This is a genomic window from Limisphaera ngatamarikiensis (assembly GCF_011044775.1).
GTDB classification, from domain to species: Bacteria; Verrucomicrobiota; Verrucomicrobiia; order Limisphaerales; family Limisphaeraceae; genus Limisphaera; species Limisphaera ngatamarikiensis.
Genome location: NZ_JAAKYA010000052.1, coordinates 127,569 through 140,135 on the forward strand (window position 1 = coordinate 127,569; position 12,567 = coordinate 140,135).

General features: G+C 65.3%; 7 protein-coding genes. 2 read left to right on the forward strand and 5 right to left on the reverse strand.

Going from position 1 to position 12,567, the window contains the following annotated elements:
* Nucleotides 1–413: 413 nt before the first annotated feature.
* Nucleotides 414–4,184: a putative Ig domain-containing protein gene (locus G4L39_RS07860; protein ID WP_165107258.1), complete on the forward strand. Its 3,771-nt coding sequence runs from the start codon at nucleotides 414–416 to the stop codon at nucleotides 4,182–4,184.
* On the opposite strand, the gene G4L39_RS07865 is transcribed toward G4L39_RS07860, so the two are convergent.
* Together G4L39_RS07865 and G4L39_RS07870 are read right to left on the reverse strand one after the other, a co-directional pair.
* On the reverse strand, nucleotides 4,123–5,577 hold the full coding sequence (locus tag G4L39_RS07865) for a CCA tRNA nucleotidyltransferase (RefSeq protein WP_165107260.1): 1,455 nt from the start codon (nucleotides 5,575–5,577) through the stop codon (nucleotides 4,123–4,125). The two genes, G4L39_RS07860 and G4L39_RS07865, sit on opposite strands and share 62 nt — an antisense overlap.
* Nucleotides 5,578–5,788: 211 nt before the next feature.
* Entirely contained in the window at nucleotides 5,789–8,074 is a 2,286-nt protein-coding gene (locus tag G4L39_RS07870; RefSeq protein ID WP_165107261.1) for a hypothetical protein, read from the reverse strand.
* A gap of 442 nt (nucleotides 8,075–8,516) precedes the next feature.
* Between G4L39_RS07870 and G4L39_RS07875 the strand changes: the two genes are divergently transcribed.
* A complete protein-coding gene (locus G4L39_RS07875; protein ID WP_165107262.1) occupies nucleotides 8,517–9,935 on the forward strand; it encodes an alpha/beta hydrolase in 1,419 nt (472 codons plus the stop codon).
* 40 nt (nucleotides 9,936–9,975) lie between these two features.
* On the opposite strand, the gene G4L39_RS07880 is transcribed toward G4L39_RS07875, so the two are convergent.
* The 3 genes from G4L39_RS07880 to G4L39_RS07890 are packed head-to-tail and all read right to left on the reverse strand — an operon-like array spanning nucleotide 9,976 to nucleotide 12,437.
* Complete coding sequence (locus tag G4L39_RS07880; protein ID WP_165107264.1) at nucleotides 9,976–10,377, reverse strand: hypothetical protein; 402 nt, start codon at nucleotides 10,375–10,377, stop codon at nucleotides 9,976–9,978.
* 4 nt (nucleotides 10,378–10,381) lie between these two features.
* Nucleotides 10,382–12,235, reverse strand: coding sequence for a carbamoyltransferase family protein (locus G4L39_RS07885; RefSeq protein ID WP_165107302.1), 1,854 nt, complete (start codon nucleotides 12,233–12,235; stop codon nucleotides 10,382–10,384).
* A 49-nt stretch (nucleotides 12,236–12,284) separates the two neighbouring features.
* Nucleotides 12,285–12,437, reverse strand: a complete 153-nt coding sequence (locus G4L39_RS07890; RefSeq protein WP_165107265.1) for a DUF5989 family protein — start codon at nucleotides 12,435–12,437, stop codon at nucleotides 12,285–12,287.
* Between the last annotated feature and the right edge of the window lie 130 nt (nucleotides 12,438–12,567).

The following is a 12,567-nucleotide window of genomic DNA, read 5'->3' on the forward strand; positions in this document are numbered from 1 at the left end:
CCCCACATTGCGGCAAATGTTCAGGCTGCCATAACTCACACCCGGACTGACAATCGTGCTGAACACGGTTACCGTGACCTCCCTCGATTCCCATCTCCCCCACCAACCCAGACCTACCGTACCGTCGGCCGCATCTCCGTTGATTCTCCGCCGCGAATCGTCCGCGGACTCCCGCCCCGGCGGACGCTCACCCCTCCAGACCAGTCGGTCAAACGGTCTCTGCCCACAAACCTGAAGAAGGCCACCGAGACGGTTTCGGAAATGATGGCGGTGGGATCCACCCAACAGGCCGCGTCCCATCCTGAAAAAAATGGCCGGGTGCCAGAAACCGAGATGCTTCCCTTGCCGTGGCGGCGCCGACTTTTGACCTTGCATAACATTGGATCGTTTGGGACAAAGGGGCTTGGAGGCATATGCAAACCCCGTTTCCCATGCCCAACCAGGGCCGGTCCTCAGCCCTGTCATGGTTGGATCGAATTCTGGTCGTTCGTGTCGTTGCCGGGGTGACCCTGACCTGTTGCACCACCGTCCACGCCGCCAGCTACCCCCGCGCCTGGGGACGCAATCTGGAAGGACAGAGCCTGCCGCCGCCGGGTTTAACCGATGTCGTGGCCGTGGCCGGAGGCGGACTTCACAGCGCCGCTGTCCGGCCAAACGGCAGGGTCGTCGCGTGGGGCTGGAACCTGCAGGGCGAGACCAATGTGCCGGTCTCCCTTCCCCCGGCGCGGGCCGTTGCCGCAAATTACGGCTACTCCCTGGCACTTTTGGAGGATGGGACTGTGCAGGCATGGGGGACCAGCCCGGCCGCAGCCGTGCCGCCGGATTTGGCCGAAGTGGTGGCGATAGCGGCCGGATACGATCATGCCGTGGCACTACGCCGGGACCTGGCATTGGTCGGTTGGGGACGCGCACCCGCACCGCCTGCCGGGGTGACCAGCGCAGTGGCCGTGGCAGCCGGCCGCGGGCACACGCTCGCGTTACTGCCCAACGGGCTGGTGGCCGCATGGGGGGATGACACCGGAGGGAAGCTGCAGGTGCCGTTGGATCTCAACGAAGTGGTGGCAGTGGCGGCCGGGGATGACCACAACCTGGCCCTGCGCGGTGACGGCAACGTGATTGCCTGGGGCGCCAACGACCAGGGGCAGGTCTCCGTGCCGGCCGGGTTGAGCAACGTGGTGGCCATTGCCGCCGGCAGTGCGCACAGTTTGGCCCTGCGCGCCGATGGCACCGTGGTTGGCTGGGGACGCAACGACTTCGGCCAGAGCACACCCCCGGCCGGGTTGACCCGCATCATTGCAGTCGCTGCCGGCGGTTATCACAGCCTGGCCATTCAGGGGGACGGTCAGCCGGTCATCACTGTCCCGCCCAGAACCCGTAACGCCGTTCTGGGTGCCCCTGTCCGACTCTATGTGAAGGCGGTGGGAGATCCTCCCCTGGCCTATCAGTGGTTCAAGGATGGCCTGGCCCTGGCGGGCGAAACCAGGGCCGTCCTGGAAATTCCGGCGGTGGAAAACCACCATGAGGGTCTCTACTCGGTCCGTGTCTCCAACCCGCTCGGCAGCGTGACCAGCCCAGAAGCCGCCCTGCGCGTGCAGGCGTTGCCGCCGTGGATCACATCCGAACCGGGAGACGTCACGGTCACCTGCGGCGACCCGTTTGAACTGTCTGCCACGGCCGCCGGCAGCGGCTCCTTGCTTTACCAGTGGCTGTTGGAAGACCGTCCCCTGCCGGAAGCCACCAACGCCACACTTCGTTTCCCTGTGGCCACTCCGGACCTGGCAGGTTCCTACCGCTTGGTGGTCAGCAACGAATACGGTTCCACCACCAGCCGCGTGGCCTCGGTTCGCGTTCAGGTGGATCCACCCACCATCACCGTTCCGCCGGTCGCCCGGGCCAAACAGGGCCAGCCGTTCATCTTCACGATCCAGGCCCGGCATTCGCCCCACGCGTTTGGTGCCTGGGGGCTTCCACCCGGGCTGGAACTCGACCCGGCACAGGGCGTGATCCAGGGTACGCCCATCCAAGCGGGCAGCTTTACAGTCCTTCTGGCCGCCACCAACGTTTGCACCCATGCGACCGCCACGCTCCAATTGCAGGTCGACTCCTCGGCCCCACGGATTCAGGCGCCGGCAGTCGTTCAAGGAACGGAAAACGTCCCGCTCAGCTTCGCCATCAGCGCCACAGAGTCTCCCACACGCTACGACGCGCTCAACCTGCCTGCGGGGCTGGCAGTGAACCGGACCACCGGCCTGATCCAGGGCACGCCGGCCCGGCCGGGTGACTTCGACGTGGTATTGATCGCCGCCAACGCCTGGGGTGAGGCCAGGGCCACCGTTCGTTTCACCATCGCTCCGCGCACCATCGGCGCTCTCACCATTGCCAACGTCACCTACACCTACTCCGCACCCTACCTGCTCGACTTCCAATTTTCGCTCTACGACAGCGATGACCCGGCCGTGGCCCGGCCCGTGGTGGTCAACCCGGCCGAGCTTCTCGTGGTGCCCAGAGAAAACGACCGGCCGATCAGCACCAACGAAAGCGCATGGCTGCTGTCGCCCGGGGCGGGACTGGGAAAACTGGTCAAAGCGGTGTTGGTGCTGGACTTCAGTTGGAGCGTTGCCTCGCTGGCCAACGGCGATGCCAACACCAACGGCCTCTCGGACGCCATGGAGGCCATGGTCACGGCTGCACAAGATTTCGTGGCACGTCTGCCCGCCGGTTCACAGGTGGGCGTGGTCGAGTTCCATCGCGAGGACCGGGACCCGGCCGTGGTGCAGCCGCTCAGTGCCGACGTGGCTGCCGTGCAAAACGCCATCGCGGGCATCTGGACGAACCAAGTTCAAGGGTTCCCGGCCGGTTCCCGCGTCTGGGACGCCCTCGCCACGGCCATCAACATGCTGGGTTCGTCCAACGCGGATGAACAACACTACGTCATTTTCATCTCGGACGGTCGGGACGAATCAAGCAGCGCCACCGTGGAGGATCTCATCAACGCCGCCACCAACGCCAACGTCCGGATTTACGGCCTCGGTTTCGGCATCGAGCTGGATGCGGCGCCCTTGCAAGCCCTCACCACCGCCACGTCCGGTCGCCTGGTGACGGCCCAAAACGCCGAGGAACTGGCCGCCCAGCTGGGCCAAGTCACCCAGGACATCGCAGGCCAGTACGTCCTTCGATGGGCCACGCTCCGCCGGGGCAGCAACGCTTTCATGCCCTCCTTCGAAGTCCATTACCAGGGGCTCGTCGCCCTGTCGCCCACCAATCCGGTCTGGACCAATTTTAACGACCCCATCATCGACACCAACTCGGAGCCACCCACCACCAACTATCCCCTGGTCACCAACTACATCATCGGTTGGTTCAACCCTGCCGATTACGCCGGAGATGTCACTCTGGGCCACATGCGGCTGGTCCCGGACGATCGCTCCGGTGAGCCCGCTCTCACCCTCCGCGCCCGTTATATCCCCCGATTCATCCGCCGGATCCAGTTGCGCTATCGGCCCAATTGGCCGTGTTCGGTGGAGGTCCTGTCCACAGCCCCCGGAGAAATCCTTCATGGATGGTCCCTCACCCAAACCAACGAATCCGACGGCACCCAGGTCCTGCTGTTGAGCAGTCCCAATCCGGACGATCCCATGACCAGCCTGCCCTATGGCGGGTTTGGCAGCCTGCTCCGGTTCACCTTCCGGGACCTTAACGCGCTCTCCAACGCCTTCGCCACGATCGAGCCGGACAATTCGATCTACCTCACCAGCGGCCCCCAACGTTGGGTCATCGAAAACACCAACGAGTTCGTCCGCGTCTATCCGCCCCTGCCCTTCGGCACCCCGGGACCCTGGCTGGAGCAACACGGGTTCAGCGGCGACCTGGCCGCAGCCGAGCTGAGTGACCCCGACGGCGACGGCGTGCCCACCTGGCAGGAATATCGGGCTGACACCGACCCGCGCGACCCCAACTCGCGCCTGGTGCTGACTTTCCTGCCCGCAATCCCGTGGAGCACCTTCCACCAGGTCGCCTTCCCCACTTCCCCGCGCAGAACCTACCGGGTGGAACGCTCCACCGACCTCCAATCCTGGGAACCCATCGGGCCGGATGTGCCCGGAACCGGCGCAGTCCTGCTCGTCACCGATCCCCAGCCCCCGTGGACCCTGCCGCAGGCGTACTACCGGGTCCGGGTGTGGTAACCGGTGCTGCAGAAGGGTCGGCACCCTCCCGCCCGGGAGCTGCCGCGCCGGATCCAGCCCGCTCCGGAGCAACCGCACCGAGTTGTTCCCGAACCCACGCCAGCGCCTGGTCCCGCGTGGTGAGCTCCTCGGCCAACTGCTTCTCCCGCAACTGACACAGCAGCCGCCCCAACTCCGGCCCGGGACGCATCCCCAACGCCAGCAAATCACGCCCCGTTAAGAGGGGCGGGACCAGCTCCGGCCGGCGCTCCAACTCCGCCCGCTCCCGCACCAGCATCTCGTAAACATCCAGCCTGCCGTGCGAGCCCAGGCAGTCCAGACGGTGCAACTCCAACTCCAGCGGAAACGTGGGCCGCAGCAGCATCCGCCGCAGCGTCGCCTTGCGCATCTGCGGCACGTCCTTGAACTGCATGTGATGCCGGACGACAAACGCCACCGTCTCAATGTCCCTTCGCGGGAAACGAAGTCGTTCCAGGATCTCCCGCGTCATTTGCTCACCCACCTTTTCATGCTCGAAGAACCGGATCCGACCCGTCTCCGGTTCCCTCCGGGCCGTCACCGGCTTGCCCACGTCGTGCAGTAGAACCGCCCAGGGCAACAACCGGTCGGCACCGGCGGGCATCAGCTCCAGCATGCGCATCACATGCTCCCAAACCGTGCCTTCCGGATGGTGATCCGGCGATTGTTCACAGCCCTCAAAAGCCGCGAGCTCGGGCAAAACCACCGCCAACAATCCGCTCTCCCGCAACAGGCGCAGTCCCCGCGTTGCATGCGGAGGTTCAAACAGCTTCAACAGTTCATCCCGGATCCGCTCGGCACTGATCCGCCCCAGCAGGGGCGCCTGCGCCCGAATCGCCGCCAGGGTCCGCTCCTCGACCTCGAACCCCAGTTGGGCCGCAAACCGAACCGCGCGCAACATCCGCAAATGATCCTCGGCAAACCGCTGCTCGGGCTCTCCGATGGTGCGAATCAACCGCGCTTCCAGGTCCCGCCGCCCCCCCACCCAGTCATGCAACTCCCCGCGGATGGGATCGTAGAACAGCCCGTTGATGGTAAAGTCCCGGCGCAACGCGTCCGCACGCGCATCGGCGAATCGGACCTCCGACGGATGCCGCCCGTCCTCGTAGCCCGCTTCAGCCCGAAAGGTGGCCACCTCCACGGTCCACGGCCCCTCAATCACCCGCACCACCCCAAACGACCGACCCACCGCAACCGTCCTGGGAAACAGCAGCTCCACCTGTTCGGGCCGCGCCGAGGTCGCCACGTCGTAGTCTTCCGGATCCTTGCCCAGCAACATGTCCCGCACACAGCCGCCCACCCAAAAGGCCTCAAAACCGGCCCTTTGCAGGCGATCCACCACGTCGTAGGCCACCCGGCGCAATCCACCATCCATCTCGCCCACCACGATGCCCCACCCCCACGACCCAAGTCGAGCCGTGCTTCGGTGATTTTACCGGACCCGCCCCGACCCGCGCCCGATCCATCGCAAAAGTCGCATCCATCCGCCTCCGCACCGGCCGGTCAAACCGACCGGGACAACATCACCACCCCCTGCGACCCACAGGGTGCCCTTCCGGCCGGACCCTACCAATACCGTCCTCAGGTTACGGAGCCAAGCGAACCCGGTAAAAACGCCGGGTTGTCCCTGCCGGCGTTTCCTCGCGCCAGATCCAGGGCCAGGTCGGTGGATTGGTCCACACGACGTCGCGCCACAGCTGCAGGTCTTCCGACACCTGAAGGATGTAGTCCGGGCCCGGGACGCCTTCCACACTCAACACCCAGCCGCCGTCGGCATCCCGCGTCACGCCCAACCGCGGCGGCGACACCGGCCGCACCACCACCTGCACCGTTTGCGTGGCGCTCAACGCGGGTTCCCCATCGTCACTCACCACCACCGTCAACCAGCAGGTCGTTCCTCCCAAAGCCACCGGCACCCGCCATCGCAGCACGCCCGTCTCAGCGTCCACCGTGGCCCCCCAGGTCTCACCCGCCAGGGCAAATCGCAACTGTTGCAGCGGCAGGTCCGGGTCCGTGGCCCGAAACGCCAGTTCCAACGTCTGCCCGGCTGTGATTTCCTGCGGCGGTATCGGATCCAGCACCGGTGGCTGGTTCGGTGCGTTGGTGATGCTGACCAGCACTGAAACCGTCTCCGGCCCCATGCGCCAACCCGTCAAAGGATCCGTCGCCGAAACCGTGAAACTCGCCAGTCCGCTGTACCCGCGCGTCGCCACAAACCGCACCCGGCCCCCATCCTCCAGCAGTTCGACCGACCCGTTGGTCCCCGCCTGTACCTGCCAAACCAAACCGGTCCAACCCCGCGCGAGTTCGTCCAGGTCAATCTCGATGAACCCATTCCTCGGACAGACCCGGTGCCAGCCGGCCCGCCAGTTCAAATAATCCTCCAGGGCCGTGTAACCCTCCGGCCCGACCCGGTTGCGGTCGCGCGCGTCATTCGGGTTCAGCCCCAATGCCAGTTCCCAAAAGTCCGGCATGCCGTCGAGATCCGTGTCCACAGGGGCCGTCTCCGTCCTCAACTCCGGCCAGCCCCGCACAAAAATCAGGTTCATACCGTTGACGTTGCGCACCTCATTATCCTCCGGCTGTGTCGGCTCGCCCACCGCGTCCACGAGCCGCCCGGTCTGGGTCTGCAAGGTCCGCAGAATCCGGCTGTCCACGGCATCACGGGCTTGCGACGCGCCGCCGCGTACAGCCACCTGCAGGAACGCTCCGCCGGCGTCCATCACCGGCACCTCCAACGGCCAGGGCCACGCCTGCAAGCGCGTGTATTGCCCGCCGAACATTCCCCAGCCCGTGTCCGCACCGTCCCAGCGGCCGTTCCGGTTCGAATCGATCCAGTTGCCCGCCTGATGGATCCACGTGTTGGTGGCGCCGCCCTGAAAGGCCGTCCTCGGCGTTTGCGTGGAAGGACCGGCCACCAACACATTGCCCAGGTAAGCCAGCCAGTTGGTGAACCCGCCCGGGTTGTCAGCATCATCCGCCCCCGAGTGCCCGGCCCGGCTGCCCCAGTTGTAAACCACGTTGTTCACAAATTCCAATCGCAGCCGGTCCCCCAACCGCGGATTCCGACTGTTGTGATGGGCGTAGAGGTTGCCAAAAAAGGTCAGACGCCCGTCCCCGTACCGGAGCAACGACCCGTAACCGTGCGCCCCTTTGTCGTGCTGCGAGACATTCAGGCTCTCGGCGATCCAGCAGTGCTGCACCGTCACCTGGGTCGAATGGGTCACCGACAAACACTCGTCCACGCTCCAGGACGTTGAGAGGTGATCCAAAACCACATTCGTCGCCCTCACCACCCAGACGGCATCCCCCTGAAACGTGGGATCCATGTCGCCGGGGCGCACCCGTATATACCGCACCACCACATCCCGGGCATCCTGAATCCTCAACGTCCGCCGCCTCAACGTGATCCCGTCGCCCGGCGCTGTCTGACCCGCAATGGTCAAAAAACTCTTGTTCACCACCAGATCGTTGCTGAGCGTGATCGTGCCCGAAACGGCAAACACAATCGTCCGCGGCCCCGTGGCCGAGGCGATGCCATACCGCAGCGTGCCAAACCGACGCGGGTCGCTGGAACTCACATAGTCTGCCAGATTGGTCACGTAATAGACGTCACCGCCCCGTCCACCGCGCGCATACGCACCCGCACCCACCGCACCGGGAAACGCCGTCTGACCCGGGGCCATCCACGCCGTCCAAACCACCAACCACCCCAGAAGCAATCCACGGCCAACCAAAGACCCGCCCCGGGCCGTCCCGCCCCCGCACCTCCACGGGCCCTGGACGCCGCCGCCCGCCTCGCGACCCCGTCCCCCACGCGCCCGGGTTCTCAACCCGCCGCGACCGACGCCGGTCCGGATCGCGCTTACCATGCCCGCACCCTTCCATTCCAAGTCACCCATTTTCTTCAGTACCATCTTGCGCCGCCAGATCTCGCCCGGCCTTCCCGATTCGTTGCACCGCTGACACGTCCCCACCTTCAAACCCCACACCCGGACGCTCCCCCTACTGCGCGGAAATACCAAATGCCCTCCTCGATCATGTCGCACCTGCGAATGCCGCCCAAGTCCGCGTTTTTGCAAATCACCTCCAAAATCTTGCAAACAAGGTCGCGCATCCAGGGAACTCCCGCCCCCAGCCAACATTCCCTTCCCTAACCGGGCTGGCTGGCGCCTCGGCCCCTTCACGCACAGTGCCGCCCTCCACAGCCCCACGCATTTTCAGGTCCCGCGCCCGGTCCGTGTTCATAAGATCCCCGCCTCCGTCCTTCATCCGGTCTTGTCAAAACCAACGCGGCAACGGAATCTGCTTTGCATGAAGTCTCGACAAGCGGGACTGACTCTCCTGTTGCGCGTAACAATCGTTGCGGCCCTGGTGAGCGCAACCGCATCCCTGCCCGCGCAGGTGCAACTTCACCCGCCCGTCCGTACTCCCCAAGGTCTCCGGTTGGAGTGGACCGACCCCGGCCCCGGCTCCGTCCATACCGTGCAAACCCGGGACCGCCTCACCGGTGGCATCTGGCTCCTGCCCGAGGCACCTGAAAATTGGCCCATCGCTCAGACCCGATGGACCGATCCAAACCCCTCGGCTCCGGCGCGGTTCTATCGGGTTTTGACCCTGCCCGCAGTCCAACGAGGCCACCTCCTCAACGCCGAGTACCGCACCAACCTCACCACGGTTCAAATAGCGATCCTGTTGGCCCTGGCCGGCGTGAATCTCACCCCGCAATACGCCGTCCAGGTCTACAAACTCACCTACGAAACGATCGGTCCCTGGGGCGAGCCCACGCGGGCCACTGCCGCCCTGGTCCTGCCGGTCGGACCCGGTCCATGGCCACTGCTCGGTTACCAGCACGGGACCATCCTCCGCACCAACGACGCCCCCTCCGCCGCCAGCATCACGGGCGAACTCGGGATCGGTGTCGTTTTTGCCTCCCAGGGTTACGTCACCGTGTTGCCGGATTATCTCGGATTGGGGGACTCACCCGGGCTGCATCCGTACCACCATGCCCGATCCGAAGCCACGGCCGGGGTGGATGCCCTCCGTGCGGCCCGCGCCTGGTGCACGCAGCTTGGCGTTGCGTTGAATGACCGGCTCTTTTTGGCCGGTTATTCCCAGGGCGGCCACGCCACCATGGCCCTGCACCGTGAGATCGAACAATTCCACCTGCAGGAATTCAATCTCACCGCCTCCGCACCCATGGCAGGTGCCTACGATCTGTCCGAAACCACCGCCAACGATTTCCTCAGCGGCCGTCCCCAGCCCAACCCCTATTACTTCGCCTATCTCCTGGCCGCCTACCAGGAGGTCTACCGGCTGACCAACAGCCTGGCCGATCTGCTGGCCCCTCCCTACGACACCCTGCTGCCCCCGCTCTTTCACGGACACGTCGGCGGCGGGTCCATCAACGCGGTCATGCCCAACAACCCCCTCCTCATCCTCAAGCCCGAAATCCTGCAGGCGTTTCGGACCGAGCCCGATCATCCCCTGCGCCTGGCCCTCCGTCAAAATGACGTCCATCGTTGGCGCCCCACACGACCCATGCGACTCTACCACTGCTCGGGCGACCAGGACGTCGTCTTCGCCAATGCCCTGGCCGCGCTCTCCCACTTCCATCAGCAGGGCGCCACCCAGGTGGAACTGGTTGAACCCTTGCCGGGCGGGAACCATGCCACCTGCGTGTATCCCTCCCTGCTGCAAGCGCTGCAATGGTTCGAGACTTTGCGGCGCTGAAGCGCCCGGCGCCCCGCTCTGAGCCGGCTCCCGCCCGCCCTCAAAACATCCGTTCCAGATCTGTCGGCGGCGGTGATTTTTGCCAATAGGACGCGGTCCCGTCCTCCCGCCGCAATCGCAACGGATCGTGGCCCGCCCATCGCAGGGCCAGACCCATCGGAACCACCAACAACCAGAAGAGCAGGGTCAACACCGCGTACCCCAGGGCCCGGGCCACTTGAAATCCGCTCCACACGATCGCCCGGTAGTATCCCCGAAACCATTCCGGTCGCACTCCGGCCAACACCGCCACTCCACAGGCCGCTGCCACCACGGCCAGCCAACCCCTCCAGCCGATCCAACCGCGCCACCAGCAAAAACCGGCCAGCAGAACGGGCCCGCCCAGACTGGCCAGGGTCAGTCGCCGCCATTCCCGAGGGTCTTCGCGATATTCCAGGCGCATGGCATCAGTCGGGCATCAAGGGTCCGCGCCGCGGCACCGGTCGCCCGGGCTGTTCCCGTCGTTCCAGTACAAAACTCCCCATCACCAGCGTGTCCATCTCGGTGTTCACGAAACACCGGTACGCATCGTCGGGCGTGCAAACAATCGGCTCCCCGCGCACGTTAAAGGAGGTGTTGACGAGCACCGGACATCCGGTCGCCCGCTCCCACCGCTCCAACAACGCATCAAACAACGGAAACCGCCGCGCGTCCACCGTCTGAATTCGCGCCGACCCGTCCACATGCGTCACCGCGGGCAGGATGGACCGCTCCGCCTTCAACAGGTCCAGCCCGCTCAAACCTTCCGGCACCGGCCGCCGCCATTCCTCCCGAATTGGCGCCACCAGCAACATGTACGGCGACTCACACGCCAGCTCGAAGTACTCCTGCACCCGGTGCCGCCGCACCGCCGGCGCAAACGGCCGGAACGACTCCCGAAACTTCACCTTCAGGTTCATCACCGACTGCATCCGGGGCGACCGCGGATCGCCCAGGATCGACCGGTTACCCAGGGCCCGTGGACCAAATTCCATCCTGCCTTGAAACCATCCAACCACCTTCTCCTGCCGCAGCCGTTCCACCGTCACATCCAGCAACGTGTCGCGATCGTACCGCCGATACACCGCCCCGTGCCGGCGCAGCACCGCCTCGATCTCCTCATCCGTGAACGCCGGCCCCAACAGCGCCCCCTCCATCGCATCCGTCTCGTGCGCGTCCCCGTCCGGACCGGCCTCGCGCTCCAGCCAACGTTCGCCCCCACACTCGTGCCAGGCCTGCAAGGCCGCCCCCAACGCCCCGCCCGCATCCCCCGCCGCCGGCTGCACCCACAGCCGCTCAAACCCGGCCTCGCGCAAAATCCGCCCGTTCGCCACGCAGTTCAGTGCCACCCCGCCGGCCATGCACAAATGGCGCAGGCCCGTCATCGCCCGCGCCCGCCGCGCCATCCGCAACAGGATCTCTTCCGTCACCGCCTGGATGGACCGCGCCACGTCCATGTGCCGCGTCTCGATCGGCCCGTCCGGTTCCCGCGGGGGCCCGCCAAACAACCGGTGAAAGCGATCGTTCGTCATCGTGGTGCCGCGCAGAAACTCGAAATACTCCAGGTTCAACCAGAACGAACCGTCCGGCTTCAGGTCAACCAGCTCCCGCAGAATCACATCCACAAACCGCGGCTGTCCGTAGGGCGCCAGCCCCATCAGCTTGTACTCGCCCGAATTGATGCGGAAACCGCAGTACGCCGTGAACGCCGAATACAACAACCCCAGCGAGTGCGGAAACCGCAGCTCCTCCCAAAGTTCGATCCGATCACCCCGGCCCACCCCCATCGTCGTCGTGGCCCATTCCCCCACGCCGTCCACGGTCAAAATCGCTGCCTCCCGAAACGGCGAGGGATAAAACGCACTGGCCGCGTGCGCCTGATGATGGCCGGTGAACCAGATCGGCGTCTCCTCACGCAAACCCGGCAGCGCCCTTCGAATGGTCCGGCGCAGGTCCAGCTTCTCACTCAACCAGCTCGACAACACCGGTGGAAACGTGCGCCAGCCACCCGGCACCACCGCTAGATACGTCTCCAGCAGCCGGGCAAATTTCAGCACCGGCTTGTCGTAAAACACCACCAGGTCCAGGTCCGACTCCCCCAGTCCGCCCTCCCTCAGACAATAGGCAATGCCATGGCGCGGAAAATCAGGGTCGTTCTTTTTCCGGGTGAACCGCTCCTCCTGCGCGGCCGCCACGATCCGGCCATCCCGCAACAGCGCCGCCGCCGCATCATGATAATAGGCGGAAATTCCCAGGATGTGGCGTGGTCGGACCTTCAACATGGTCGGAGACACGGCCGCTCAGCTTGCCTGGATCGCCCTCGCGCCGGCATCACATGAACGGGTACAGCGCCCACACAATCCCGCCGCTGGAGGTAAAGACCAGCACCGCTCCCACCGCCAACAAGATAAGCACCAGCGGCACCAGCCACCATTTCTTCTCCCGACGCGCAAACGCCCAGAACTCTTTAAGCAGCGACCACATGCAATCCCGGCCTCCAAAGTAGAGCCCGCTCCCACCCCTGACAACTGCCAACCCACACCACCTTTCGCCAGCCTCAAAACCGCCACAACCCGGCCCGGGACATTCCACCAGGCCCCACGTCCCGCGGTTC